Raw genomic sequence first — 25,161 nt, 5'->3', positions numbered from 1 at the left:
CATTTTCTTTAACGCAAATAACCACAATATAAGACGGGTCTTTTGGAAAAGAGTACAATGCCATCAGTATATTAACGCGCATTTCTTATTCTGAGAGACACAACATGAAACACATTCTGACCGCATCCTTATTCGCCTTATCTGCCTCTGTCTTTGCGGGGTCTGCCCCACACTGGACGTATGAAGGCAAGAGTGGTCCGGAAAACTGGGGCGAGCTCAGCGACGAGTTTGCCACCTGCAAGACCGGGAAATTCCAGTCGCCCATCGATATCCGTAACGCCTATAACGCCACGCTGCCGCCACTGGAGATGAATTTCCATACCGCCGCCGAAAAGCTGGTGAACAACGGCCACACCCTGCAGGTGACCGCCAGCGACGAAGATGAATTCCGTCTGGACGATCAGATCTTTACCCTGCGCCAGTACCATTTCCACACCCCGAGCGAAAACCGGATCAACGGCAAATCCTTCCCGCTGGAAGCGCACTTTGTTCATGCCAGCAAAGAGGGCGACGTCGCAGTGCTTGCCGTTATGTTTGAGGTCGGCCCGGAAAACAGCGCACTCAACCCGCTGCTGGCGCGCCTTCCGAAGGAAAAGGACCACGAAATCTCGATTGATAAACACCTCGATCTTCGTCCGCTGTTCCCGGCTGACCTGCACTATTATCGCTTCAGCGGCTCGCTGACCACCCCACCGTGCACCGAAGGGCTGCGCTGGCTGGTGATGAAAAATACCGTCACCCTGTCAGAAAAGCAGCTGGAGATGTTTAAGCAAGCGCTTGAGCACAGCAATAACCGTCCGCTTCAGCCTCTGAACGGCCGCGTGATTGTTCAGTAAGGTGTTGTGAGTTAAAAGCATCCGCAGGCCGGGTCTCCCGGCCTAAAAGACGGTGTTACTTCATGTCGCATCATGCCTGGCTACAGACGGCTGAATACGAAACGTCTTGCGCCACTCCGTCGGGCTGACGCCAAAACGCGCCTTAAACTGTTGTCGCCAGGTCACCGCAGAGTTAAACCCCACCAGCTCGGCCACGCGTTCAACCGGCATATTGCCGGCTTCCAGTAAGATCTGGCTGCGCCGCAGGCGCTCGGCGGTGAGCCAGTCGGCCACGGTCATGCCGGTGGCGTTGACAAAATGGCGGGTCAGCGTGCGGCGGCTCATCGAAACCACCTTTGCCAGCGAGTCGAGATTATGCGGCTCGGTAATGTGTTGCTGCAGGTAGTCAATCAGGCAGTTAATCCGCGCGTCGCGGGTGTCCTTCGGCACCGGCTGGGCAATAAACTGCGCCTGACCGCCTTCGCGGTGCGGCGGCACAATCATCCGACGGGCGATCTGGTTGGCAACCACGCTGCCAAAGCGCTGACGGATGATATACAGGCAGCAGTCCAGCGCGGCGGCGGTCCCGGCGGAGGTAATAATATTGTCGTCATCCACATAGAGGGCGTTGATATCAAGCTGGACGCGCGGAAAAAGCGACTGGAAGTGATGTTCAAACTCCCAGTGGGTGGCCGCGCGCTTGCCGTCGAGAATGCCCGCATACGCCAGCACAAACGACCCCAGACACAGCCCAACGATTTCCGCGCCGTTGTTTCTTGCCTGCACCAGGCTGTCGAGCAGCGCCTGAGGCGGGCGATCCAGCACGTGCTGCCAGTAGGGCACCACCACAATATCCGCCTGCGCGATGGCTGAAAAATCCTGCGTCGCGTTGAGGGCAAAGCCCTCTTTTGAGGTGAGAACGCCGGGTTTTTCGGCGCAGATCGTCACGTTAAAGCGCTTTTCGCCGGAGACCGCGTCGCCAAACAGAATACAGGGAACGGAGTAGTGGAACGGGCTAAACCCGTCCACCGCGACAATCGCGACGTTGATAAGTGGCATCTGTCTCTCCTTCCCTTTTTGGTGCTCAGAATATAACGGTTTCGCCGTCCTGGGGAATGCTCACCGCATCACCGATCTGGTTCGCTTCCACGTATTCCCGCAGCGCGCGGCGGCTCAGCAGGCAGTGGTTAATGGCTTCCATATGGACCGCCACAATTTTTGCCTGCGGCAGCAGGAAGTGAACGTTGAGCAGATCCTGTTCCCCCATAATGATGGGCCCGAAACCGATCACATGCGCGTATCCGGCATTAAGCACCACCACATCCGGCTGGTGTTTTTGCAGATCGGCCGCCACCGCATCACGCCAGACGGTATCGCCCGCGATGTAGAGCGTTTTCTCGTCGGGGTGGCGCAGAACCACACCGCAGGCTTCGCCCAGACGCTCTGCCAGCTCCGGCACCGCGTACGCGCGATCGGTACCATGCTGGCCGCCGTGGGTTTTCGCGATGCGGATATCACCAAAGGTGGACTCGTCGGTCATAACCGTCAGGTTATGAAAACCCTGGCTTCGCAGCAGCGCGGCATCACGATCGTTTTGCACATAGATCGGTTTGTCTTTGGCGATCAGTTCCACCGCCGCGCGATCCCAGTGATCGTCATGGGTGTGGGTGACGATCACCGCATCGGCGTCCAGCAGCGTGCTGACGTCAACGGGCAGTTCAACCATTGGGTTACGGATCTCGGCCCGCGCCGTGCCGGGGAAACCGGGGTAAGCGTCTTTTGCGGCCAGCATCGGGTCGATCAAAAAGCGTTTACCGGCATACGTGATCAGTTGGGTAGCATTGCGAATATGAGTGATGTTCATGGGCTATTCTCCTGTGCGTGTGATAAGGAGAATAGCCCGCGACCCGGCGTTAGCCTGTGGGCTAATGGGCGATGAACGATGAAATCGGGTCAATCGATAAACCGTTTACGCACCCGCTCCAGCGGCGCAATCAGCAGATTGATAAGCGGTTTGCGATCGATAACGATATCGGCGTTAACCGTCATCCCGCCCATCAGCAGACGCTTTTGGTTGTCCGGATCGGTAAACCAGGAAGGCACCCGCACCTTGGCAAGATAGTAGTTCTGCCCCTCCTGGAGCGGGATAAGCGCCGAATGCGCATCAATATTCACCTCGTAAAAATCAGACAGGGTGGCCTCCACCGAGCCATATTTATCCACTGGCCAGGAGTCAAAGCGCAGCTTCACCTTATCCCCTTTCGCCACCCGGCCCACGCCGGTGGCTGGCACATAGAGGTACCCCTCCATCGACGCGGCGGTGTTTTTACGGATCACCACCACCACCTCGCTGTTTTGCGTAATGGCCCGGCCCGGCGGGAAGTTGATCGCCACCACGTAGCCATCGGCAGGGGCCAGCATGGCCATCGTAGAGCTGCCCCGGCTGGAGAGGTTGCGGTCAATTTCGCTGATCCGGTTTTTCACGTACAGCAGCTCCTGGCTCAGGGAGTCGATTTGCGACTGAGTGCTGTCGGTCAGGCTGGTTTTGCGCGCCTCCAGATCGAGGATACTGCTCTCCTCCAGCGTCAGGTTAAGCTGCGCGTTGAGCACGTCGTTGTGGCTTTTATCCAGATCGACCTTCGACACATAGCCTTTCCCGGATATCGCTTTCCACGCCTCATAGGTATCGGTGCTGTTTTTGAGCAACGCACGCAGCTTTTTCACTTTGTCGCGGGATACCACAATCTGCCGGTCGGCAATATCCAGCTGCTGCGCCAGGTTTTTCCGGTACGTAGCGATAGAATCTTCAATGGTCTGCACGCGCTGCTCGCTGCGCTTTTTCTCCGCCTCCATCTGCTGGCGATCGAACTGCACCACCGAGCCCTGCTTGCCGCCGTAGTCCTGCGACACGGTAAAAAGCGGGTCATTCTCTTTCACGTACTGGCCTGGACGTACGGCAAAATCCACGATGGTGCCGGACTCTCTGGCACGCACTTCCACATCCCCCTGGGCCGGGATCAGCACCCCGCGCGCCAGCGTGGTTTCCGAAAAGTTAAAGACGATCGAAAAGACCAGCAGACAGAGAAAAAAGGAGATAAACAGCGTTAACACGCCTTTCAGCCGCGGGGCGTTGATCTCGTAGCTCTTTGAAAAATGGTGCGGGATCAGCGCCCGACGTTGTCGGTTTCGGTTTCTTAATTTCACGACATGTCATCCATGATAAATCACTGAAAGATCGTCCCATGCACTCCAGAGCGTGGGGGTTTTACGCAACGCGTTCAGCGTGGCGGTGGCGGCCTGACGGTACTCCGCAGGGGCATAGGTCTGGCTCTCCAGCGCAAATTCCGCCGAGTGCAGCGAACAGCCGGGCAGCAGCGTACGAATCACGTATCCGTAGCGCGTTAAAAAGCGTGTCGACACGTCCGTTAACCACGCTTTCTGGTCGCCCGCCTGGGTCATGAACAGCGGCGCATCCGGGAGGCGCTCATCCACCAGCAGCACGGTCACCAGCCGGTGCGGGGCGAAAAACGCCCCTGCCCGCCGCTCCTCGTGCGCCGCCATCAGCTTGTGCAGCGCGGGAAGGCGGGTAACAAACTGAAAGCGCACGTCGTCTGGCGCGGTGGCGAGCAGCGCATCCGCGATCAGGCCAAACCCGGCCCAGCGCATGCCCAGCAGCAGGGTGCGGGGCTGAGAATAGAAATCCTGCTCGCGGGTAAATGCCGCCACCCGGGCGTGGAGATCGAAACGCACGTTGCGCCGCCACAGCGCGGGCGGGAAGATCTGCTCGACAAAATGAAAGCCGCTCATCTCCAGGGCATTCTGGCGCAGAAAATCGGGCGGGACGTCAGCCTCCGGGCAGCGCATAAACTGGCTGTAGTTTTGCGTGATCCGGCTTGCGAGCAGCGTGCGTCCGGCCTGCCGGGCGCAAAGTCGGGCGTAGAGACGGGGCAGAAACATCATTGCTCACTCTCCCTCAGCGTGCCGTTTTCCATGGTGTAGAGCCGTCCGTGACAGCCCACCACCTCCGGCGAGTGGGTGACAAACACCAGGCCAATCCCCAGACCACGCAGGTTCGCCAGCACCTTCTGTGCCGTGGTTTTATCGAGGTTTGCCGTCACTTCATCGCACAGCAGCAGCTTCGGCTGGCTGTACAGGGCGCGCGCCAGCACCAGACGCTGCATCTCGCCGGCGGAGAAAAAGGTATTTCCCGGCAGCAGCTCCGTTTCGTATCCGTGCGGCAGACGCGCAACCACGTGGTCAATCTCCGCCAGCCGGCAGGCAGCAATCACCCGCTCTTTGTCCGGCGCGCTATCAAAGCAGGAGAGGTTATCCAGAATGGAGCCGGTAAAGAGAATATCGTCCGCATGCACAATGCGAATATGCTGGCGCAAAGAGGAGAGATCGCACTCGGTGATCGGGATCGCATTGATCCGCAAACTGCCCGATGTGGAGAGCAACATCCCGGAGATCAGACGCAGCAGCGTGGTTTTCCCGGAGCCGCTCTGGCCGACAATCACCGCCTCTTCGCCCTGCTTCAGCGTCATGTTGATGTGCTGCAGGGTCGCCTCACGTCCCGGATAAGCAAAAGAGACATCCTCAAAGGCCAGACTGACGGGTGAAGTCACAATCTTCCGGCCAAACTGGCTGGCTTCAGAGGGGGCAAACAGCAGGTCGCCCACGCGATCCAGCGGCCCTTTCAGCGCATTTTTGTCCAGCAGCTTTTGCGCCACCTGTACCATCGCGTCGGAGAAATAGCGTTTGTAGCTGATGTAGGCGTAGAGCATCCCGATACTCATCTGCCCTTCCAGGATAAGCCACGCGCCGAAGCAGACCACCAGCAGCTGCTCGGCGTTGATCACCAGCAGCGAGGCAACATCAAAGCGGGCCAGCAGGCGCTCTTTGCGCATCAGCCCGGCTATATGCTCACGCTGGGATTTGTCCATCACCGCGTCCCGGGCCTGCTCCATGTTGTTGGCCTTCAGGGTGATGATCCCCTTCTGCGTCTCCACCAGCAGCGATTCATACTTTGCGGTGCGCTCGATGGAGTCGTCCACCGCGCGCTGGTAAGGGCCGATCAGCGAAAAGCGGATCAGGAAGAACACCCCCATCAGCAGCATCGTCAGCACGGCGATTTTCACGTTATACAGCAGCATAAACAGCAGGCTGGTGAAGGCGATCAGGCTGGAAAAGAGGATCTGCACATAGCCATTGCTGATGAACTCCGCACAGGCATGGAGCGATTTTTCAATCGCCAGCACAATGCCCGGCGGACGGCTGCGGAACCAGCCGGTCTGGGTACGCAGCATATAGCGGCGAACCGACTGGCTGAGGTCGTCATAGGCGATGTTACGCATCAGGATCTCAAGCAGTTGCTTGAGGAACTTACCTATGACTTCAAAAATAAAGACGATAGCGAAAATGGCGGTGAGTAAGATCACCAGATCGTTGTCGTTGCGCGAGATGGCCTCATCCATGATCAGCTGCACGTAAGTGGGGCTGGCCAGCATGGTGATGAGGGTAAAAATCGAGAGCACAAACAGCAGCACCTGCCGCTGAAACAAGCTCGGGGATTTATTGGCCAGCCGCCCCAGCGTGAGCGTCTCGTCAGGGGATTTTTTGTCGAAGCGCGGCGTCGGCTTCAGCTCCAGCACGTAGCCGGAAAAGAGTTTTTGCGCCTCCTTGAGGCTGTAGCGACGCACGCCGCTGGCCGGGTCGTGGACCGTTACGCTGCGCCCGTCAACCTTCACGATCACCACGAAATGATTGCCGCGCCAGAAGGCGATGAGCGGCAGTTCGGCACTTTCAATTTCAGTGATTTCGCCCTTGAGCACCCGGCCCGTCATATTTTTATCGCTGGCGAGGGTCATGAGTTCCGCCATCGAGGTGCCCGCGTCGGCAGAGACGGTAAGCTCCCTGCGCAGCTGGCTGACGGAGACGTGGTGTTCATAGTGCCCCAGCACCATCGCCAGGCAGGCCAGCCCACATTCGGTATATTCATGCTGGCGAATAACGGGTGTCTTACCCTTTTTTTTATACTGAAAAAGCGAAAACATAATTATCCGTGGCTGAAATAAAAAAATGGCCCGGCAAAGCGGGCCATAAGCATAGGTCGATAACTTATGCGCTGAAGAAGCCGCCGATGAAGCCGCCCACCAGGCCAAACACACCACCGATGGTGCCGCCCAGCGCGCCTAACATCTGGCTGCCTGCGTTATAGCCTGCGCTCGCACCCTGAAGGGCAGCAGCAAACGGATCCCAGCCACCGATGATGGCCTGTGCTTTTTTGAAATCGATAACTTGCATGATTGTCATCCTGTTCGTTGAATTAGTTGTAGCTGCCAACCAGCGCACCCAGGAAGCCCATTGCGCCACCCAGAATTCCGCCAACCACGCCGCCTACCATGCCCATGATGCTTGCACCGGTGTCATAACCCAGCTGTGCACCTTTAACGAGGCCAGCGAATGGGTTTAATGCACCACCGATAATATCTTTCGCTTCTACGAATGAAATCGCTTTCATTTTATTCTCCTGTAGTTGTAAATCTTCAGCTTGCGCCAAAGGATAATTTCCTTTTATGAAGGAAAGCGGTTGTTACGGGCAGCGCGTAAGCGGGATGATTTTATTTCCATAAATAATCATCCGCCTTGCGGGCTGCGCGTAATTATCTATTTCCAGCCGTTGACCCGGTGGAAGATATTTTGAGTCATTATATTGTGAGCTACATCCCTGAGAAGAGACATATTTAAACCAGGTATTCCCGGTATTACTCACCACCCCGTTACTAAACGTATAATCAAAATGCCTTGTCCATGGTCGGACAATTAAAATAGCCTCAAGCGAAACCACCACATCCGACTGAATGCGTTGGCCTTTGCTCATCACAACCCGCGCCTGAAGCGGCGTCTCGGTGAATTTAACGCGATAATAGCGTTCTTTGCTGTCGTGCGGGCCGGTATAATAAAACTTAAACCCGGCCCGCTCGCCGCTCTCCAGAGTTAACTGTTTTGGCGAGAACATCACCTCGCCATCTTTTATTTCAGTCTCTTTCCCGTGTTCTTTTGGGACATCAACCTGAATAAGCGAAACAGTATAATTCTGTCGTACGCTGGTATCGTTTTTTATTGGCTGAAAAACAACTTCTTTTTCAGGTAGAAAATCAATATTTAGATTTTCAATAATTAAAGCATTTGCGCTTGCGGAAATGAAGCAATTTATTGCGAAAATAGCCAGGAATTTTCCAGTCATACACGTTTAATTCCAGGATGCACTGACATCAATTCGACCCTGAGCCGTCACTTCACCAAACCACGTATTACCGTCATAGGTGGTTTTCGATACCGGGTTATTCATCACAAACTGCAATACCAGCGGGGTTTTCCACAGCCACATGTCCGTCACGCCTGAGCTTATCTTGTCCCACTCTTCCGCATGGGTGGCGGGTGCGGGAATGGACAGCGCCTCGCCTTTGCAGTTATGCGTCTTCAGCGTTTGGCTTTTGCCCAGCAGCACGTTACCGGGGACAGGCACCGTGAAGCCGTTACCGCTAAAGGCACAGTAGTCCACGCCGTTCAGACTCTGCGTCGGCCCGGTGACCTTCACCGTGACCGCAATCGCGGCATCTTTTTGCGCGCCGCTGTAGGTAATGGTGTAGGGGATCTCTATCGGCCCCTCGCCAATCGTGCCTTTCCCGGAACCGCCCAGGCCGTTAGGGTCGAGCGTGTAATCCGGGTTATCCGGCACGATCGCAAGGCCTGGCTGGATAGGGTCAATCACCAGCCCGCCCCCCGGCTGGAAGCAGAAATCCGCCGCCAGCGAGCTGTTACCCGGCGTCAGGCACAGGCTGACGATATTGCCGATGTTGTTACCATCCCCCGCCTGCGCCACGCTCAAAATCAGCGCCTTCGGGAGGAAGATTTTCAGGTACGCCTTGCCGCCGTTTTTTTGCGGCGCCGCGAGGAAGGTATTCGCCAGCACGCGAGTGTCGCTCAGGATGCCGCCGGAGATGCTGTACCAGTTGCTCTCATCGAAGGTGATTTCCGCCGCCAGCCCCGTCCCCCCGTTCATGTGCGATTGCAGCACGCCGTTCACGCGGGACGAGGTCAGCGCCAGCCCCGGGTTGTAGCCAGTGATATCTTCCCCGACAAAGGTGTATTCCAGCAGTTCGCAAAGCACACCCGACACCGTATTGCGGGTGTATTTAGTACACGTCGCCCCGGTTGAACCATCCACAATGGTCACCTCGCCGCTGATCGGGTCAATGCCCAGATCCAGCGCCCGCGAGTTGGTCATGGTCAATGTGCCGACCTTATGCAGCGTGTTGGTGGTGGTGACCTTGCCGATAGAGGAGATCTGCGGCGTGGAAGTAATCGTCACCTCGTTACCAGGTGCAGCATTGAGCAGATAATCAAAGAACGGATCCCCCAGCACCCAGCGGCCATAAGCGGTGCCCGGCTCAATGACCGGCGGTTTCACCACCATGGACGTGTCGGAATAGCTGGTCGTCGCGGTATAGCCCGTGGTACCACAGCTTGACGAACACGCGGTGCCCTTAAAGAACGGCGAGGCGCTGGAGCCTGTGACGCTGAAGTTGATGGTCAGCGGGCTGCCTGCCGGGCCGTTAAAACTGTTGTCCGGAATATAGGTGGCAATCCCGTTGTTGGTTTTCGCACTCAGGGTGGGCCACTCCCGCGAGCCGTGTAAAAACGCGGTGGAGGTGCTGTTCAGACTGAACAGCGCCGCCGTGTTGCCCGTCCCGTTGTTGTCCGGGTTGTTGATCGCGAAATAGGGCATCTGCTGCGCCTGCGCCGCCGCGCTTAGCAGCAGCAGATTAAGAGCGAATATCTTTTTCATCGTCACGTTCCCGTGTTCCTTTTGCTTCCTGCCAGACGAAATCGCCTTTATCGCAGGAGATGTCCCCAAGCCACAGCGCGCCACGGTTGGACGCAATATCCAGACGCACCTCGCAGACGCTGTCGTCCGGCGTGGCAATGCTGAGCACCGGATTGTTCTTGTCCACGTCAATCACGAAGCGACCGTCGTTTTCGGTGCGGGTCAGACCCACGTGGTTTTTGATTTGCGTGGCGCTCACCGGATTACCGTTGGCATCAACAAGGCGGCCAAACAGGGTGACGATTTTTTTCACCTGCGGCTTCATCACCACCGTGTTCCCCGGGTAAACCGTGATATGACGACGGGCGTTTGCGCCAACGTCATAGCTTTCGGTGCCGGTTTCACTGTTCATGACCTCCAGGTCATAGGCCTGATAGGCCGGTAACGACAGCCAGGTTTTATCGCCCTTGATGCGCTCCGTGCGGCCGTTGAGCTTCAGCGTGAGCGACTCGTCGGACTTAAGCCCGGTACTGACGATCACCCCTGCGCTGTGGGTGCCTTTACCGGCCGCAACCGCCTCTTTCGACCAGCCCACGCTGCCGTCGCTGGTCAGCGTGGAGTTCCAGCCTTTGCTGGTGCCGCTCTGCACGCTCAGAATGTTGCTGTTCCACGGCGTGTCGAAGCTCACGCTGCCCCCGCCGCTCACGGTGCGATCCTGGTTGCTGCTGAAGGCACGTGAAACGTTGGCGGTAACCGACTTCAGGTAATCCCCTTCGAACTGGCGGCTGGCGCTGACGTTAAGCGCCGTGCCGGTATCGCGGTTATGGGAAACGCCCACCGAGACGGTGTTACCCAGCGGGATCGAGAAATCGAGCATCACGTAGCGGTCTTTCTCTTCGTAATAGCCTTCGTATTTATTGCGCGACATCCCCACCCGCAGGCGCGCCGTACCATAACGACCGGCATACAGCCCCTGGGAGTAGTCAACCTGATAGCGTTTATAGCGGTATACGTCGTCTTCCTGTCGCATCAGGCTCAGGTTGCCGGCGGACGGCAGGCCAAACGACGGCAGGCTGAACGATGCCCCCCACGTGTTGCCTTTGTTTTCATAGATATCAAGGAACTTGCCGCTGGAGAGCTGCTCATGCGAGTACCAGACCGAACCGATATTCCACGGCAGGCTGACGTTAGCCCCGTAGTTGGCGCGGTACGTTCCGTCAGAGGCGGCCATCGTCTGGGTATTCACCGAGAAGTACCCGGTCAGGTTCAGGGAGGCCCACAGTTCACTGACCACGTGTTCGCGCATCATATAGCCGGAGGCGTTCCAGTCGACCATCCCGCTGCGCTTGCTGAAGGAGGCGCCGACCAGCGACATGGTGTCTTTATGTTTGGTGTCGTAATCGTAGTAGTAGCTGTTGTCCTGCTCGTTTTTCCGTTTGGCGTACTTCTTATAGTTGACGACGGATTTGTCGCGGCTATAAATCCCGCCCCACGTCTGCCAGCGCAGCGATTCCGACACGTTGTTAGTGAAAGGTTTGTTCACGGTGTACATGCTCCGTGACACGGTGCGGCTGCCGCTGACCACCTCGACTTCCACGCTGTAAATCCCGTAGGGCAGCGCGCTGGTGTCGATTTCGTGGTTACCCACGTCAAAGCGCTGAATACCAATAAGCTGGCCGTCACGACGAATGCGGGCTTCTCCGGCGGTCGGGAAATAAACCACGATCGGCGTCAGGGAGAGGGTATTGTCCCGCTTACGCGAGTTGGCCTGGTTCCCCACGGAGACGCCGTACACCTCTCCGCCGGAGATCCCGCTGACGCTGGCGAGAGACTGCATCGCCCAGCCGTTCAACATCCCGGCGGCGTAGCGCATGCCCTGATAGTCACGTTCCCACATCACCGCGTTCATCTGGGTGTCGCTGCTGTTCTCGTTAACGTAGCCCGAGCCATCGACCAGCAGGTGATCGACCCCCATCGAGACCCAGCTTTTGGCGTTGAGATAGCCGGATGACCAGCTGTCGCCGTAGCCGCTCTCGGTGTGATACGCCCCCAGGTTATAGGAGAGCGTGCCGCTCAGATCGTCTGATTCAGGGGCATCGATATCCACCTCACGCGGACGAATATTGACCCCGTAGTCACGTTGGGAGAGGTTCAGCAGCAGGCGCATTTTTTTCTGATCCAACTCGAACGCCGACCCGGCGCTCACCGGAATACGCATATGGTCGTCAAACTGCTTGCCGTTGATGCTTTGCAGCAGCGTCCGCATCTCTTTTGACAGGCGAATACCGTTGTCTGACTCCTGGACCTGGACATCGCGCAGCCCGAGCTGCCGGTCTTCTGCGTAGATCGTTACGTCGCCAATACGGACATACTCGCTCACGTCACCGGTGCTGCCCGCCTGTTGCACTGCACCCGGGCGGGTATTGACCAGATAAACGGGGATTTTGATCCCCTGCTCCAGCAGGGCATAGAGCGAGTCGGGAAAACGGTAATTAGCGATAACCACGGAGCTGGAGGCCGCATGCGCATACGCGGGCAAGAGGCCGGATGTGCACGCCATCATCACCGGCAACACTAATTTATTTTTCACCATGCATCCTTACTTAACAGGAATGAACTGTTTCAGGTCCCAAATTCCGAGATGAAAATGGCTGTCCGTTACGTTGATATCGTCGATCGCGCGGGAGGTGCCCGGCATCAGGTAAAAGTTTTTGACGCACGGCGTGGTCGGCGATTCCGGGTTGGGTTTCAGGCAAGTTCCGCTCGCGTTCACGCGAAACGCGGTATTGCCCTTATTGGTGATCTTCCCGGCCACGTAGACGAAATCGACGTTCTTCTTGCGGGGCTGGACCACCAGAATGGTGCTCACCACGGCGCGGGTCATCCCTTTGCCATTCTTTTGCGTGCCGTTGTCGAGATCTTCGCTGACCCCTTCATCAATGAAGGTAATGCGGTAATAGCGCTCCCGATCGTCGGCCTTACCGTGATAGTAAAATTTGACGATATTGCTGGTTCCGGCGGGCATGACCATGCGCGTGGGCGTCAGCAGCAGCTCGTCGGTTTGCTCTGGATTAATCACCACGCCTTCATCCATCGGGCTGCTGATACGCTGGGCGCTGATGGAAATAATGCGCACGCTGTCCGCTTCGTTTTTTAATTCCTTGGCGGTGGAATCCACATCGGCAGGAATAATGGTGGTGACTTTGCCAACATTAATCGCCAGCGCGGAGGAGGAAATAAATAATAAAGAGAAGAAGATGGGTTTGAGGCTAAACATGATATTTCCCTAAACAGGGGCTTACGCCCCTGTAACTGTCAGCTCTTAGCCCCAGGTTGCGCGGAACGCAACGGAGACAGTACCTTCCCACAGGCTGTTGGTCAGGTCTTTGAACTCTTTCGCCGCACCGGTGCTGTCCTGTGCAGAATCGACGTAGAACACAAACTTGTCCTGGCCGGTCACTTCGGTGTTTGCCGTCGCGCCTGCGCTGGTGGTCAGGTTCCACAGGCCAGAAGAGACGCCGGTGTTGTTTGAAGAGTCAACCAGGGTAGTCCATGCCGTTGACTTCGTACCCACTGTGCCACCGATGGAGCCCAGATCGGTCCCGCCAAAGCGCGCGCCCACTTTCAGTTTGGTTGCTTCGCCGCCAACGCTGAACAGGGTGTTGTCAGAGTCATCAACGATAGCTTCCAGTTTGAAGCTGGTTGCAGAAGAGTGATCGCCACGAATAGCCACATCAAACAGACCGGTGTCGGTGTTAAAGGCTTTCGTGTTTGCGCTATAAACGAAATTCAGTGCGCGTGTTGGGGTGACAACCAGATCGGAATCGCTGTCTTTCGTTGCAGAAGCTTGCCAGGTTGCAGAAGCAGTAGTTTCCGCTGCATGAGCAACGCTCAGGGCAGAAAGAGACAGCAGTGAGCCCAGAACGATAGCGTTCAGTTTATTCATTTATTTAGTCCTTCAAAAAAGAATCCAGATGTTTAAAAAAGGGGAGCCCCTTTTTCGGGGCGAAGTATAGTCACCCGAAAAATAACGAGGCAATACAGAAAATTTCATTCCCTTTAAAGCAAAAGATGAAAAATATCCGCCTGCTTTTGCATCTTGTTGTTACATAATGAATAAAATTGAGACTCTTTGATGAATAGATAAACATCTATTCTGGTCATTCTGCAGAATATCAGGATGTGGGTACAGCCACGCACATCATTATTGGTAATACCAGCCCTTTAATTAGCCAGGCATGACCTTTAACCCGGGTAACATAAAAGAAGTCGATACTGTCCATTAGCAGCTCATTGACAATTCCATCCGGGGCAATGTCATCATCAGATTTCTGCAGTTTTTTTCCTTTAATATAGTAAATATCACTGCCAGCAACTTTCTCAACGTTAAGGACATAGTTTCGGTCAATCAAATAACGTTTGTCGCCGCGGGTGAATACCCCTTTATGGATCACCGTGACAATATCGCTGCCATTAAACAGAAACAGCGTGGTTAACGACAGGGCGGTCGACTCTCCCGTGGAATAGTTTTTCCTGGAAACCGTATCAGACTGACAGCCAAATCCCACTTCCTGAGTTCTTTTCGGGTAAAGCACGGCAATGACGATAACGGAAAGCAGCAGTACCACGCCCAATAATATACCCATCTGTCTCTTCGACATGATCTTAACTCCCTGTCAGGCTTCTGTAAGAGATGCAATTTTTATAGCTATCGGCGCCATCCTGCAGATAACAGACGGCCAAAAAATCATTTTCCAGCTGTGATTTTTTAAATTTTGAATAATAGGCATCAGCAGCCTGATGTTCGCAGTCGATATGTTGACGGGCGATCGCCTCTTTAGCGCGGTTAAGATAGACCTGCAGCGGCTGATACATGTTCTTATCGATAAGATAAACCGTACAGCGGTCAATTTTGCCCAGCCGATAGATATCGGACTCCTTCGGACGATCGGCGACGCGCATATTTTGATAGAACAGCAGCGCGGCAATACCCATTATTGCCACCAGCGCCATCACGAACAGGGTGGTAAAGCCGCTGTCCCGACGACGCAAACCTTCAGGCGGGTCTCGCTGCTGCGTCACAATATCGACGGTTTCCGCCACCATTTTTTCCGGAGCGGCCACGGGCGGCCTGACAGTGTGATGTTCAATATGCGCGGCCAGACTAAAACCTTTTCCACGAATGGTCTTAATCAGTAGCGGGTCACGTCCTAAACTCCGAAACGCTTTTCTAATTTCACTTATGGCAACATTAAGACTGACCGAGGAGCCGGAAAAACCCCGGTCTTCCCAGACTTTCTTAATCAGGTCGTCCCTGTCGAGGGTTTTACCATTATTAATGATGAGTTCATATAACAAACGTGCCGCCTGATTTGATAACTTAATGGAAGATTCCTCTTCTCCATTTATCATGATCACACCGGAGTCCACTTCATAAAGCATTGCGAGATCAATAAGATACTTCATATGATTGTTACACCACTGTTATAAACGACTGTATTTCCCTCGCAATAATAGGTCTAAAGAGGGTGTGGTCAAGTCATCAAATATTATTTGAGCACGCCGCATAGAAAACTTCATAAATTAACAATTATTAATTCATTAATTAAGACCTTCGAATGAAGGCATTTAGGTTATGATCCTTAAAAGAACGTTATAGCAAGATTATAATCTCATTATTTTAATCTTAACGGAATAATGTTTTGTTATGTATCTTTTTGATGCAACATAATATCGTCAAGGCTCGTACTCAGGTCGCGATGCGCGTAAGCCTGTCACAGTGTGTTGCGCAGCCGGGAAACATTCTTTCTTAGATAAAACAAAATATTATGGAGTTTATCATGTTCAAAACGATCATGACCGTATCTGTGCTTGGCGCAGCCATTGCCTCTACTCACGCCATTGCCGCAGATAACTCAGCGGGTGGCGTAATTAACTTTACCGGTGCTATTACCGATACCACCTGTACGATTAATGGCGGGAAAAGCGCGGATATGACCGTCGCCCTCTCCCCCATTTCGGTTAAGGATGCCGGAACAACGGTTGGCCTGATTACAAAAAATAAAAAATCCATTTCGTTAACCTTCTCTGGCTGTACGCCAGCAGCAGGTACGACCGGTACGCCGCTGAAAGTGTATTTCTCCAGCGCCGATAATATTTCTACCGACGGCAAATACCTGCTGAATAACAGCGTTAATGAAAACGACGCCAGCGTGGCGCGTAATGTCGGTTTCGCCTTAGTTGAACCAGGTAAATCTACACCGGTTACGCTGAACCAGGCTTACACCACCAGCATTATGGGTACCTCAGCGGCGCCAGATTCAGAAACGCTGACGCTGGACGTTTATTACTATAAAACCAACGCCGCTGCTGCAACGGTCGGTGCGTTGAGCTCTAACGTGACCTACACCATTTCCTACCTGTAATTTCAGTTAATCAGGCTTCGTCCCGGCGAAGCCTGTATTTAAGGTTACCAATATGCGTAAGATTATTATGCTGGCATCTCTGCTGCTCAGCGCGGGCAACGCATGGGCCAATATTGTGATTAATGGCACGCGTGTTCTTTATCCTGAGAATAACAAAGAGGTCATTGTTCAGTTAATCAATACGGGTGATGCCCCTGCGCTGGTGCAATCCTGGATTGATGACGGCGATATTAACTCCACCCCGGAAACGGCAAACGTTCCTTTTTTGTTATCGCCACCGGTAGTGAAGGTCAGCGAACATAATGGTCAGCAATTGCGGATAAAAAAGTTGCCAGCGAATTTACCGGGCGATCGCGAATCGGTCTTTTTCCTGAACGTGCTCGACATTCCGCCAAAGCCGGAAAATATACAAAACCAGAATACCGTTCAGCTGGCGATTAAATCACGCATCAAAATGTTTTATCGCCCGGCCTCGTTAACCGGCACGCTGGATAACGCAACGGGAAAACTGACGTTGATTGCCAGCGGTAAACAGTTCCGCATCGTTAATGACAGCCCTTTCCATATTACGGTTGCCAATATTTCCGAGGGCAAAACCAAATTACTGCAGGAATCACCGATGGTCGCGCCATTTGGTCAACTCACCGTCGCAACAAAAAACGCGGTGAAACGCGGCCAAACCTACCAGCTGATGTATGTGGATGATTTGGGTGCGTATAAAACCCGCACGCTCACCAGCCAGTGATCGGAAAGACTCACCATGAAAATGAAACAAAACAGGCTCTGCATGCTGGCTGTCTGCTCGCTTCTGCTTTCGCATAAATCAGGTGCGGTAACGTTTGATACCTCCCTGCTTGCTGGCGCATCCGGTGAGTCCGATCTGTCACGCTTTTACGAAAACAACGCCATGCCAGCCGGTCCCCAGGAGATGGATATTTACGTCAACGGAGACTGGAAGGGGCGCTATACGGTGACCTACGGCGAGCAACAGGATGACGTTCGCCTTGCCTGGAAAGACGCGCTTATGCTGGGGATCAACACCAAAGCGATTCCGGCCCCCGCCATTACTGACGGCCAGGTGCAGCTGCACGATCTGGTTCAGGGCGGCGAGGTAAAAACGGACACCAGCACGCTGAGTCTGGCACTCACCGTGCCACAGGCGGCCGTCTTACGTACCGAAGAGGGCTATGTTGCCCCTCAGTTCTGGGACGAAGGGATCCCGGCGCTGATGCTCTCCTGGAACACCACCTGGTACAACACGCGAACGAAAGGTTCCGCCAAAGAGACCAACGATGATTTTTACGCCGGGCTGGATTCCGGTGCCAACCTGCTCGGCTGGCAGTTTCGCGACAGCAGTACCTGGCGCAAATCCGCCAGCGGTGACAGCAGCTGGCAGAATAACACCCGCTACCTGCGCCGCCCGCTGGCGGCGCTGAAATCCAACCTGACGCTGGGCGACTTTTATATTCCCGGCGATCTGTTTGATTCCCTTCGTGTGCGCGGCGTGTCGCTGGCGTCCGATATGAAAATGCGCCCTAACTCGCAGCAGGGCTTTTCACCGGTAGTGCACGGCGTGGCGCGCACTAACGCCCTGGTGAAGGTAATGCAGAACGGTAACGTCATCTATCAGGAGAACGTTCCGCCGGGCCAGTTCACCCTCGACAGCATTCAGCCGACCGGTTCAGCGGGCGACCTGCTGGTGGTCGTGCGCGAAGCGGACGGTTCCCAGCAATCATTCACGGTGCCTTTCTCTGCCGTGCCCGGCATGCTCAAAGAGGGTGTGAGCGAGTACAGCGTGGTGGCGGGGAAGGTTCATCAAAACACCCTTGAGGCGGACCCGGCGTTCCTGCAGGCCACGCTGCGCTATGGCTTTAATAACCTGATGACCGGCTATACGGGCACGATCATGAGCGATAATTATCAGGCGGGGCTTATCGGCACCGGCTGGAATTTGCCCTTTGGCGCGGTATCCGTGGATGTCACCCACGCCAAAACCACGCTGCAGGACAGAACCGACAGCGGCCAAAGCTTTCGCGTGTCGTACAGTAAATTTATCGATACCACAGCCACCAACTTCACGCTGGCGGCCTACCGCTACTCCACGAAAGGGTATTACAGCTTTAGCGACGCGCTTTACTCCCGGGAAGGGTATCAACGCCTGAAAGCACAGTATGACGAGTATGAAGATCGCTTCGGGGTCGCCCCGGAGATGACGATGAGCACCTGGGATGCCCTGCGCGCCGCACAGCCTAAAAACACCTTCACGCTTAACCTGAACCAGCGTCTGCCCGACAACTGGGGCACGGTGTTTATCTCGGGTACACAGCGCGACTACTGGAATTCCCGCCAAACCTCGCGCGAATATCAGACCGGCTACTCCAACGCCATCGGCCGGGCAAGCTATACCGTCTCCGCCAGCCGGGTGCGCAACAGCGAGCGTGAAGAAGAGACGCGTTTTTACCTCTCCCTCAGCCTACCCTTCTCGCTGTTTGATAACAACGCGTGGGTCACCTCCAGCCTGACGGCCAGCGACTCGCATTATGAACAGAGCAATATCAGCATGAGCGGCAACGCGCTGGCGTCGAACCGCCTGAGCTATACGCTCTCCGGCAGCAATGCGCGGGGCGGGAACAACACCGCCAGCGTGAACACCGCATACCGGGCAAACTTCGCGACGCTTGGTGGCTCCTACAGTGAATCTTCCGACTACCGCCAGATGGGGCTGAACGGGCGCGGCAGCCTGGTGGCCGTGCCGTGGCATCTGCTTGCCTCCAACGAAACCGGCTCCACCATGACCATTGTCGATGCGCCGCAGGCGGAAGGGCTGATGGTTAACGGCGACGAAAGTATCGTGACCAACCGTGATGGCGTGGCGCTGGTGCCTTACGCCACGCCGTACCGTAAAAATGCCATCACCCTGTCCGAAACGGCGAACAGCCGCGGGGCAGAAGTGCTGGGCAACATCGCTAACGTCGCCCCTTACGATGGCGCGGTGAACTATATCCGCTTCGATACCGACCAACGCCAGTCCTGGATGCTGCGCGCCACCCGCCCGGACGGGGCACCGTTGCCGTTTGGTACCGAAGTGCTGAACGAGCGCGGCGAGTCGGTGGGTTATGTCGGCCAGGCCAGCGTGCTCTACATTCGCGCGGAACAACCACCACGTGAGCTTAGCGTTCATTTGCGTGGCGGAAATTGCACTATCGCCGCACCGGCGTGGGGACTGGAAAGCCCGTCCTCTGTTTGCCATTACTAACGGAACATCAACATGATACGGTTACTGACCTTTCTGTTTCTCGCCTGCGTCAGCGGGGCAAGCTATGCCACCTGTTCCGGGGGCAGTATTTCCTATGGCCCGCCGATCAGCGTCGATCTGTCGGATAAGCTGACGCCCGCCACGCCGACCTGGACCGGGAGCTTCAGCACCCAGTACAGCGGCTCGTTTAACTGCTCAACCGGCAACAGCGAGTTTTCTTACACGCCGATCCTCTCGACCGACAGTAAGTACGCCACCATTCTGGGCTTCAGCAATGACAAATACAGGGTGCGGGCGGAGATCACCAGCACGCATCCCAACAAGACGCTGAGCGCGAGCGGTAACCATACGGCTTCTGAACTGAACACGCCGTTTACCGTGCGCTTTACGCTGGTTGATCAGAGTGGTACGACCCTCTCGGGGGACACGGCGACCATGAGCGATGTCTTGTTCGTCAGCGATATGAGCGGCATGTCGTTCTGGGAGATCATTACCTGGCCGATCAATCAGCTGGTGAAAATCGTGCAGTGGCTGTTTAACGGCTTTAAGTGGCCATACGATAACCGGGATATGTTTGGCCAGCCGATGACCATCAAATATGCGCCGAAGCTGACTACCTGCTCTTTCGACAACGCGGGGCTGACGGTTCATTTACCTACGTTGGGTATCCCACAGTTGAGTGCCTCTGCCCAGCCAGGGCTGACGCCCTTTACGCTCAATATGAGCTGTCAGAATCTGGGGACAAACGGGACGTCTGACCGGGCGATTGAGATGTTCCTCTCCAGCACGCAGCTGCTGTCGACCGACAGTTCCGTACTGGTCGACACCAGCAGCGGTGCTGCACAGGGCGTGGGGCTGCGGCTGATTCAGCGGAATAACCCGCAACAGCCGGTCGTCTTCTCGACCTCTACCACCAGCCGCGGAAATGCCACGCTGCTGTTCAACGTGGCGGCGGGCGGGGCATTGAGCAAGACGTTCACCCTGCCCATGGCGGCGTCCTATTATGTCTGGGCACCGGCGAAGGTCAGTCAGGGCAAACTCAATACGACGGCGACGCTGAATATTATCTACCCCTGATGCGCATCTGCCGGGACGCTGTCGTTCCGGCGAATCGACGCTTAACTCCCGATCCGGCCCGCCATCTGCAGGTATTTGATGAGTTCGCTGTGGTTGGTGAGGTTGAGTTTTTTCATCGCATTGTGCTTTTGGGTGGCGATGGTACTGGCCGAGCGGCTTCGCAGCTGGGCAATTTCGGTCACGGTGTAGCCTTCCACCAGAAGATGCAGCACCTCCCACTCCCGGGCGGAAAGCACCGAACGCGAGCGCGCGCCAGCGCGCATCATTCCCTTCAGATACGATGAGACACGCGGCCTGGCCTCTTCTGCTCTGAGCAGCGCCTGTAATTCTCTTTTCAGCTCGCCGGGCTCGTCCTGCAAGGAAAGGGTCAGCTCGTATTTCATCTCCAGCACCCTTTTTAATAATCCGTACTGTAATTCAGGCACAAAAAGTACACGCTTAACGTGGTGCGTATGACATAACATATTGAGCCGGTTACTGGTCTGTACGCTCCACGATTTATGGTTAAACAGATAACTGAACTCGGCCATAACAATATCGACCTGACCGTCGCTAATGGCATCAAAGAGCTGTTCTGTTGATTCCACTATTGATATTTGCAGAGAATATTCAGGCAGTAATTTACGCAGCGCATCGCTTATCATCTCCTGCAGAATATTGACCCGATAAAACACAATAATCCTGAGAGTGAATTCAGAAAAAATCATATTATTTCATTATTAACACGATAAAAGGAGACTGATAGTAGTGTAATAAGCCCATGCTCACAACTTATTCCCACCAGGATTTTAACGCCCGGGAGGCTAAAATTCCTGGCGAAGCAATACAAGTGGCGAATCAACACCCAAAACGTGCTAAAATCCCGCCTAAAAACCTCATAAAAAGAGCGTGTTATCCATATCAAACCTTAACAAACGCCATTTCTCAGGATAAAAATCTATCTCTAATATTATAAGAAGATTAAAAATATTAGTTCTCACCTTAAAATATTTTTTGAATTTTATCTTTCGATAATAAAAGGGATTGGCTTTACGCAATACATTCCCCTGGCATACATTTTATGCCATGTCTCGCGACACTGTTTCTCTTACACGGACCGGGTGCCCAACTAAAGGAGAATGACCATGAAAGAAACAATACATGTGGCCGTTATTGATAGTTGTGAGTTCACAATGATTGGCCTGCAATATCTTGGCAACCGTGAACCTGACGCGCATCGGGATGTTATTTTCCATGGGTTCAGCAATATTGAAGATTTTCTCCTCAGCGAACGAACCTGGGACATCGTCATTTATGATCCACTGAATATCGGCAGTTTTATGATTACGCCCAATGAAGATATTCTGCGCATTAAAGAAAAACAGCCAGCGGCGAGGATCTATATCTATTCGTTATCCGTCGGTTTTCTGAAATTTAAGCATGTGGATGGGGTCATCAATAAGCGCGTGTCGCTGGGGGATATCAAGGCGATGTGGCAAATCCTGATGAGCCAGACGCCAAAAGCGTTAAACCATTACAACGTGAGCATTACGACGCGGCAGCGCCCTGCAAGGCTCTCCAACGAGGAAGCGAGCGTGCTGCGGGGCTACTCATGTAACCTGAAAACCAAGCAAATTGCCCGTCAGCTCGGCTGCAACGTCAGGCTGGTTTATTTCTACAAAAACAATGCCATGAATAAGCTGAAGGCCGTGCGGGGCCCCTCGTTCTATCAGAGCATTCGCTGGATCCTGAATTAACTTCCCGACCGTGTGTCGTTTGCCTTTGTTCCCGTGTCCGCGGGAACCTTTTTTTCTGCAGGTCTTGTCATGTACACCGTGCTTCCCTCTCCCCTGCTGCATGCCATCACCGGATTGCGGTTTCAGCCTTTAGTCGATTTGCATTCCGGCCAGGCGGTGGCGCATGAGGTTCTGGTGGAGATCCACAACGTGAATCTTGACGCACTCTTCGCTTCACTGCCCACCCGCAGCGCGCTGCAAATTTTTTTCTGGCAGGCCAATACGCTGCTGCAGATGCCGGACAAAGGTCAGTACTGGCTTAATCTCCCGGCAGACCAGCTGCTTGATGCTAAAGCCATCGACCTGTTGCTTGCGCTACGTCACCAGCAGCGCTTAACGATAGAAATTCAGGATCCGTTAACCGTGACCCGCATGAGTGCCGCAGAGCAACGCGGCATCCATCACGCCCTGCTTCAGCTTAAGGCGGCGGGCTGGAAAATCTGGCTGGATGATCTGACTCAGGAACTGGCAGACGACTATGCGCGTCTTGCTCTGCCGGTAGATGGCATCAAGCTGGACCGCTCAGAGCTGAGCTCTCCCGCCCGCTTTGACGCACTGGTTCACTTCGTCAGAGAGAAGATTGCCCGGGCTGTTGTCGTCGAAGGCATTGAAACCGCGCAGGACTTACAGCGAGCCTGCGTCTCAGGAGCACGGTTTGGCCAGGGTTTCCTCTGGCCGGAAAGCCGGATAGATGCCAGCGTGACGGTGTAAATCCCGCGGGCATTACCAGCCCGGCACCGCTCCGCCGTTAAAAATGGTCTCCGCCGCCTTCGCCACCTCCGGTGACTGATAGGACTGGATAAATTCCTTTACGTTCTCTGCGTCTTTATTGTCTTCGCGCGTCACCACGATGTTCACGTACGGCGAGTTTTTATCTTCAATAAAGACGCTGTCATGCACCGGGGAAAGCCCGGTTTGCTGGATATAGGTGGTGCTGATAATGGCAACATCCACTTTCGGGTCATCCAGCACGCGCGGCAGTTGCGCCCCTTCCAGCTCCATAATGTTCAGTTTTTTCGGGTTAGCGGTGATATCCAGCGCAGTTGGCAGCAGGCCCACGTCCGGTTTCAGGGTAATCAGCTTCTCTTTTTGCAGCAGGAGCAGCGCGCGACCGAGGTTGGTGGGGTCATTAGGGATGGCAATGGTCGCCCCGTCTTTCAGGTCAGACACGGATTTGATTTTGCGGGAATAACCGGCCATCGGGAAGACGAAGGTATTCGCTACGGCAACCAGTTTGTAGTTATGCGCCTTGTTATCTTCTGCAAGGAACGGACGATGCTGGAAGACGTTAGCATCCAGTTCTCCCTGGTTGGTGGCATCGTTGGGCAGCAGCGAACCGCTAAACCCGACCAGCTCCACATCCAGACCGTATTTCTCTTTTGCCACTTTTTTGGCGACTTCAGCCACATCCTGCTCCGCGCCGTTGATTACGCCGACTTTAATGTGTTTGGCATCGCTGCCACTTTGATCGCATCCTGCCAGCAGCAGACCCGCGAGAACCAGAGCACCCAATCGAAGTTTCACAAGACCTATCCTTTTGATGAACGTTTCAGTGACTATATCGGCAACGAGGCGGTGAAATAAAAACCGAAAAGGAATCAATAAGAAGGATAGGTTATATGCGGTCTATTGCCGGGTGACGCTGCGCCACCAGGCATCGGCGATCACGACGCTGTTGTCCAGTCCTCAACGGCAAGCGCCTGCACCATTCTGAATGCATGATCGTTGGTCACTATTGTTGTACCCCGACTAAGAGCATGCGCAGCGATCAGTTGATCGAGATCGCCCATCACTCTCCCTCTCTTCTCCATTTCTGCGCGGAGTTCACCGTACGTTGCTGCGGCTTCACTGTCCCAGTCGCAAATAGTGATGGTTTTAAGGAACTCAAGTATTGTTTTTTGTAATCTGTCACTTTGCTTTTTGGCTATTCCATAAAGCAGTTCAGCCTCCGTCACGCTTGAAATACACATTTTTTCTATTGGGGTGCGAGAATAGTGCTTTATCACCCCGGGATGTTGCCTGACGAGGTGGCTTACTATGTTTGTATCCAACATATGCAGCATTTTCTAGAACCCTTCAAATGGATCTCTTGTTGTATAGCTCTGATTGCGTTCCTCTTTGCTCAGGAAAGAATCAGGAACATCAGTCTGCTTCAGTAAACGTAAAAAATTATCTCTGTGACGCTCCTTTTCCGATCTCGCAGTCAAGATGACGTTCCCTTCCTCATCTCGTCGGATGTAAACACTCTCCGTATCAAACATGAAGTCAGCAGGCAACATCACTGCCTGACGTCGCCCCTTTTTGAAGAGTTTTGCTGTACGTTTCATTGCTATCTCCCTGGTTGAATGACCAGTCCGAAGCATGTGCCATCGCCCTCAAGGGAGGCAAGCGAGACGCGTCAATTTCAGAAAGCGACTCGCAATAAATAGCGGAATGACTAATGCAGAACCGGGCCTAAAGCGCTTTCGTCAGATAATGACGCTGCATGCCTGGGTACGGGTAATCCTGCAAAGACATCTGCAGCTGGTACCCTTGTTTTTCATAAAACGGACGCGCCTGGAAGCTGACCGTGTCGACCAGGGCATGTGTACAGCCTTTACGTCTGGCTTCTTCTTCCGCCGTTTTGATAAGCTGGCTGCCCACGCCGGTTCCCCGCACGGTATCGCTCACCCAGAGATAATCAATATTCAGCCATTCACCTTTTCGCACGCCGATTAATCCACCCAGCATGACGCCCTTTTCGTCTCGCATGTAAACGCCAATATCACCACTGAAGTTCGTCATATCTAAAAACTGGGCGTTGTAAGCTCTTAATCCCACAAATAACTCTTCTTTTTCTGCGGGTGTGACTTTTTCTGTTATGCTCAGGTGCATATTTTTCTCCTTATTTTCCACGCAATCTGAATATCTCACAGGTTAACCTTCATAAAAACTCCTTATTTCCTCCATTTTTTAAATCCTGAAATATTCATTCAATATGTAA

General features: G+C 54.3%; 26 protein-coding genes. 7 read left to right on the top strand and 19 right to left on the bottom strand.

Annotated features, from left to right (window positions below):
- Nucleotides 1–104 precede the first annotated feature (104 nt).
- Nucleotides 105–836, top strand: coding sequence for a carbonic anhydrase (locus tag AC2FAK_RS20810; RefSeq protein ID WP_013094853.1), 732 nt, complete (start codon nucleotides 105–107; stop codon nucleotides 834–836).
- Nucleotides 837–896: 60 nt separating this feature from the next.
- Here the strand turns inward: AC2FAK_RS20810 and AC2FAK_RS20805 are convergent, their stop codons facing one another.
- From AC2FAK_RS20805 to AC2FAK_RS20740, 14 genes are all read right to left on the bottom strand, one after another.
- Nucleotides 897–1,874: a GlxA family transcriptional regulator gene (locus AC2FAK_RS20805; RefSeq protein WP_058683022.1), complete on the bottom strand. Its 978-nt coding sequence runs from the start codon at nucleotides 1,872–1,874 to the stop codon at nucleotides 897–899.
- A gap of 25 nt (nucleotides 1,875–1,899) precedes the next feature.
- Nucleotides 1,900–2,679, bottom strand: a complete 780-nt coding sequence (locus AC2FAK_RS20800) for an MBL fold metallo-hydrolase (protein ID WP_023621567.1) — start codon at nucleotides 2,677–2,679, stop codon at nucleotides 1,900–1,902.
- Nucleotides 2,680–2,768: 89 nt separating this feature from the next.
- Nucleotides 2,769–4,019 carry an HlyD family secretion protein gene (locus AC2FAK_RS20795; RefSeq protein ID WP_095455673.1) on the bottom strand — a complete coding sequence of 417 codons (1,251 nt, stop codon included), beginning with the start codon at nucleotides 4,017–4,019 and terminating at the stop codon, nucleotides 2,769–2,771.
- Nucleotides 4,020–4,025: 6 nt separating this feature from the next.
- Nucleotides 4,026–4,775, bottom strand: coding sequence for a hypothetical protein (locus AC2FAK_RS20790; protein WP_014830094.1), 750 nt, complete (start codon nucleotides 4,773–4,775; stop codon nucleotides 4,026–4,028).
- On the bottom strand, nucleotides 4,772–6,868 hold the full coding sequence (locus AC2FAK_RS20785; protein ID WP_020686461.1) for a peptidase domain-containing ABC transporter: 2,097 nt from the start codon (nucleotides 6,866–6,868) through the stop codon (nucleotides 4,772–4,774). Before AC2FAK_RS20785 ends, AC2FAK_RS20790 begins: the two co-directional genes overlap by 4 nt.
- 64 nt (nucleotides 6,869–6,932) lie before the next feature.
- On the bottom strand, nucleotides 6,933–7,118 hold the full coding sequence (locus AC2FAK_RS20780) for a hypothetical protein (protein WP_013094847.1): 186 nt from the start codon (nucleotides 7,116–7,118) through the stop codon (nucleotides 6,933–6,935).
- Nucleotides 7,119–7,140: 22 nt separating this feature from the next.
- Nucleotides 7,141–7,335 (bottom strand): hypothetical protein, encoded by a 195-nt coding sequence (locus AC2FAK_RS20775; protein WP_013094846.1) that lies wholly within the window; start codon nucleotides 7,333–7,335, stop codon nucleotides 7,141–7,143.
- A 72-nt stretch (nucleotides 7,336–7,407) separates the two neighbouring features.
- On the bottom strand, nucleotides 7,408–8,061 hold the full coding sequence (locus tag AC2FAK_RS20770; RefSeq protein ID WP_013094845.1) for a hypothetical protein: 654 nt from the start codon (nucleotides 8,059–8,061) through the stop codon (nucleotides 7,408–7,410).
- A 6-nt stretch (nucleotides 8,062–8,067) separates the two neighbouring features.
- Nucleotides 8,068–9,666 (bottom strand): receptor, encoded by a 1,599-nt coding sequence (locus AC2FAK_RS20765; RefSeq protein WP_095455672.1) that lies wholly within the window; start codon nucleotides 9,664–9,666, stop codon nucleotides 8,068–8,070.
- Nucleotides 9,644–12,238, bottom strand: a complete 2,595-nt coding sequence (locus tag AC2FAK_RS20760) for a CS1-pili formation C-terminal domain-containing protein (protein ID WP_095455671.1) — start codon at nucleotides 12,236–12,238, stop codon at nucleotides 9,644–9,646. The genes AC2FAK_RS20765 and AC2FAK_RS20760 overlap by 23 nt, the downstream gene beginning before the upstream one ends.
- A 6-nt stretch (nucleotides 12,239–12,244) precedes the next feature.
- Nucleotides 12,245–12,922 carry an EcpB family pilus assembly chaperone gene (locus AC2FAK_RS20755; RefSeq protein WP_045293126.1) on the bottom strand — a complete coding sequence of 226 codons (678 nt, stop codon included), beginning with the start codon at nucleotides 12,920–12,922 and terminating at the stop codon, nucleotides 12,245–12,247.
- Between the two features lie 45 nt (nucleotides 12,923–12,967).
- A complete protein-coding gene (locus AC2FAK_RS20750) occupies nucleotides 12,968–13,591 on the bottom strand; it encodes a common pilus major fimbrillin subunit EcpA (protein ID WP_013094841.1) in 624 nt (207 codons plus the stop codon).
- 229 nt (nucleotides 13,592–13,820) lie between these two features.
- The gene (locus AC2FAK_RS20745; protein WP_013094840.1) at nucleotides 13,821–14,306 is read right to left on the bottom strand and encodes a hypothetical protein; all 486 of its coding nucleotides are present in this window, start codon (nucleotides 14,304–14,306) and stop codon (nucleotides 13,821–13,823) included.
- 4 nt (nucleotides 14,307–14,310) lie between these two features.
- The gene (locus AC2FAK_RS20740) at nucleotides 14,311–15,111 is read right to left on the bottom strand and encodes a winged helix-turn-helix domain-containing protein (protein ID WP_023620608.1); all 801 of its coding nucleotides are present in this window, start codon (nucleotides 15,109–15,111) and stop codon (nucleotides 14,311–14,313) included.
- 374 nt (nucleotides 15,112–15,485) lie between these two features.
- Between AC2FAK_RS20740 and AC2FAK_RS20735 the strand changes: the two genes are divergently transcribed.
- From AC2FAK_RS20735 to AC2FAK_RS20720, 4 genes are read left to right on the top strand one after another with little or no spacing between them, the layout of a single operon-like run.
- The gene (locus tag AC2FAK_RS20735) at nucleotides 15,486–16,070 is read left to right on the top strand and encodes a fimbrial protein (RefSeq protein WP_013094838.1); all 585 of its coding nucleotides are present in this window, start codon (nucleotides 15,486–15,488) and stop codon (nucleotides 16,068–16,070) included.
- 52 nt (nucleotides 16,071–16,122) lie between these two features.
- On the top strand, nucleotides 16,123–16,815 hold the full coding sequence (locus tag AC2FAK_RS20730; protein WP_013094837.1) for a fimbrial biogenesis chaperone: 693 nt from the start codon (nucleotides 16,123–16,125) through the stop codon (nucleotides 16,813–16,815).
- A 15-nt stretch (nucleotides 16,816–16,830) separates the two neighbouring features.
- Nucleotides 16,831–19,326 carry a fimbria/pilus outer membrane usher protein gene (locus tag AC2FAK_RS20725; protein ID WP_095455670.1) on the top strand — a complete coding sequence of 832 codons (2,496 nt, stop codon included), beginning with the start codon at nucleotides 16,831–16,833 and terminating at the stop codon, nucleotides 19,324–19,326.
- 12 nt (nucleotides 19,327–19,338) lie between these two features.
- Nucleotides 19,339–20,403 carry a fimbrial protein gene (locus AC2FAK_RS20720; protein ID WP_020686452.1) on the top strand — a complete coding sequence of 355 codons (1,065 nt, stop codon included), beginning with the start codon at nucleotides 19,339–19,341 and terminating at the stop codon, nucleotides 20,401–20,403.
- Nucleotides 20,404–20,444: 41 nt separating this feature from the next.
- On the opposite strand, the gene AC2FAK_RS20715 is transcribed toward AC2FAK_RS20720, so the two are convergent.
- Complete coding sequence (locus tag AC2FAK_RS20715) at nucleotides 20,445–21,110, bottom strand: LuxR C-terminal-related transcriptional regulator (RefSeq protein ID WP_020686451.1); 666 nt, start codon at nucleotides 21,108–21,110, stop codon at nucleotides 20,445–20,447.
- Nucleotides 21,111–21,527: 417 nt separating this feature from the next.
- On the opposite strand from AC2FAK_RS20715, the gene AC2FAK_RS20710 reads away from it, so the two are divergent.
- Together AC2FAK_RS20710 and AC2FAK_RS20705 are read left to right on the top strand one after the other, a co-directional pair.
- A complete protein-coding gene (locus AC2FAK_RS20710) occupies nucleotides 21,528–22,139 on the top strand; it encodes a helix-turn-helix transcriptional regulator (RefSeq protein ID WP_013094832.1) in 612 nt (203 codons plus the stop codon).
- A 69-nt stretch (nucleotides 22,140–22,208) separates the two neighbouring features.
- On the top strand, nucleotides 22,209–22,889 hold the full coding sequence (locus AC2FAK_RS20705) for an EAL domain-containing protein (protein WP_058650563.1): 681 nt from the start codon (nucleotides 22,209–22,211) through the stop codon (nucleotides 22,887–22,889).
- Nucleotides 22,890–22,901: 12 nt separating this feature from the next.
- On the opposite strand, the gene nlpA is transcribed toward AC2FAK_RS20705, so the two are convergent.
- From nlpA to AC2FAK_RS20685, 4 genes are all read right to left on the bottom strand, one after another.
- On the bottom strand, nucleotides 22,902–23,702 hold the full coding sequence (nlpA, locus tag AC2FAK_RS20700) for a lipoprotein NlpA (protein ID WP_029881865.1): 801 nt from the start codon (nucleotides 23,700–23,702) through the stop codon (nucleotides 22,902–22,904).
- A 140-nt stretch (nucleotides 23,703–23,842) separates the two neighbouring features.
- Entirely contained in the window at nucleotides 23,843–24,241 is a 399-nt protein-coding gene (locus tag AC2FAK_RS20695) for a type II toxin-antitoxin system VapC family toxin (protein WP_020686448.1), read from the bottom strand.
- A gap of 3 nt (nucleotides 24,242–24,244) precedes the next feature.
- Complete coding sequence (locus AC2FAK_RS20690; RefSeq protein WP_020686447.1) at nucleotides 24,245–24,505, bottom strand: antitoxin; 261 nt, start codon at nucleotides 24,503–24,505, stop codon at nucleotides 24,245–24,247.
- A gap of 127 nt (nucleotides 24,506–24,632) precedes the next feature.
- Nucleotides 24,633–25,052, bottom strand: coding sequence for a GNAT family N-acetyltransferase (locus AC2FAK_RS20685; RefSeq protein ID WP_020686446.1), 420 nt, complete (start codon nucleotides 25,050–25,052; stop codon nucleotides 24,633–24,635).
- Nucleotides 25,053–25,161: the final 109 nt, after the last annotated feature.

The organism is Enterobacter cloacae complex sp. 394F7 (assembly GCF_057320385.1).
Note: the sequence above shows the minus strand (reverse complement) of the source record. Positions and strands in the feature narration are given on the sequence as shown.

Excerpts from the sequence above, each read along its gene's own strand:
- AC2FAK_RS20790 (WP_014830094.1), bottom strand. The coding sequence starts at position 4,775 with ATGATGTTTCTGCCCCGTCTCTACGCCCGACTTTGCGCCCGGCAGGCC.
- AC2FAK_RS20725 (WP_095455670.1), top strand. The coding sequence starts at position 16,831 with ATGAAAATGAAACAAAACAGGCTCTGCATGCTGGCTGTCTGCTCGCTT.
- AC2FAK_RS20720 (WP_020686452.1), top strand. The coding sequence starts at position 19,339 with ATGATACGGTTACTGACCTTTCTGTTTCTCGCCTGCGTCAGCGGGGCA.
- AC2FAK_RS20695 (WP_020686448.1), bottom strand. The coding sequence starts at position 24,241 with ATGCTGCATATGTTGGATACAAACATAGTAAGCCACCTCGTCAGGCAA.
- AC2FAK_RS20775 (WP_013094846.1), bottom strand. The coding sequence starts at position 7,335 with ATGAAAGCGATTTCATTCGTAGAAGCGAAAGATATTATCGGTGGTGCA.
- AC2FAK_RS20735 (WP_013094838.1), top strand. The coding sequence starts at position 15,486 with ATGTTCAAAACGATCATGACCGTATCTGTGCTTGGCGCAGCCATTGCC.
- AC2FAK_RS20810 (WP_013094853.1), top strand. The coding sequence starts at position 105 with ATGAAACACATTCTGACCGCATCCTTATTCGCCTTATCTGCCTCTGTC.
- AC2FAK_RS20750 (WP_013094841.1), bottom strand. The coding sequence starts at position 13,591 with ATGAATAAACTGAACGCTATCGTTCTGGGCTCACTGCTGTCTCTTTCT.
- AC2FAK_RS20780 (WP_013094847.1), bottom strand. The coding sequence starts at position 7,118 with ATGCAAGTTATCGATTTCAAAAAAGCACAGGCCATCATCGGTGGCTGG.
- AC2FAK_RS20755 (WP_045293126.1), bottom strand. The coding sequence starts at position 12,922 with ATGTTTAGCCTCAAACCCATCTTCTTCTCTTTATTATTTATTTCCTCC.
- AC2FAK_RS20785 (WP_020686461.1), bottom strand. The coding sequence starts at position 6,868 with ATGTTTTCGCTTTTTCAGTATAAAAAAAAGGGTAAGACACCCGTTATT.
- AC2FAK_RS20730 (WP_013094837.1), top strand. The coding sequence starts at position 16,123 with ATGCGTAAGATTATTATGCTGGCATCTCTGCTGCTCAGCGCGGGCAAC.
- AC2FAK_RS20805 (WP_058683022.1), bottom strand. The coding sequence starts at position 1,874 with ATGCCACTTATCAACGTCGCGATTGTCGCGGTGGACGGGTTTAGCCCG.
- AC2FAK_RS20745 (WP_013094840.1), bottom strand. The coding sequence starts at position 14,306 with ATGTCGAAGAGACAGATGGGTATATTATTGGGCGTGGTACTGCTGCTT.
- AC2FAK_RS20690 (WP_020686447.1), bottom strand. The coding sequence starts at position 24,505 with ATGAAACGTACAGCAAAACTCTTCAAAAAGGGGCGACGTCAGGCAGTG.
- AC2FAK_RS20740 (WP_023620608.1), bottom strand. The coding sequence starts at position 15,111 with ATGAAGTATCTTATTGATCTCGCAATGCTTTATGAAGTGGACTCCGGT.
- AC2FAK_RS20770 (WP_013094845.1), bottom strand. The coding sequence starts at position 8,061 with ATGACTGGAAAATTCCTGGCTATTTTCGCAATAAATTGCTTCATTTCC.
- AC2FAK_RS20765 (WP_095455672.1), bottom strand. The coding sequence starts at position 9,666 with ATGAAAAAGATATTCGCTCTTAATCTGCTGCTGCTAAGCGCGGCGGCG.
- AC2FAK_RS20800 (WP_023621567.1), bottom strand. The coding sequence starts at position 2,679 with ATGAACATCACTCATATTCGCAATGCTACCCAACTGATCACGTATGCC.
- AC2FAK_RS20685 (WP_020686446.1), bottom strand. The coding sequence starts at position 25,052 with ATGCACCTGAGCATAACAGAAAAAGTCACACCCGCAGAAAAAGAAGAG.
- AC2FAK_RS20760 (WP_095455671.1), bottom strand. The coding sequence starts at position 12,238 with ATGGTGAAAAATAAATTAGTGTTGCCGGTGATGATGGCGTGCACATCC.
- AC2FAK_RS20715 (WP_020686451.1), bottom strand. The coding sequence starts at position 21,110 with ATGATTTTTTCTGAATTCACTCTCAGGATTATTGTGTTTTATCGGGTC.
- AC2FAK_RS20710 (WP_013094832.1), top strand. The coding sequence starts at position 21,528 with ATGAAAGAAACAATACATGTGGCCGTTATTGATAGTTGTGAGTTCACA.
- AC2FAK_RS20705 (WP_058650563.1), top strand. The coding sequence starts at position 22,209 with ATGTACACCGTGCTTCCCTCTCCCCTGCTGCATGCCATCACCGGATTG.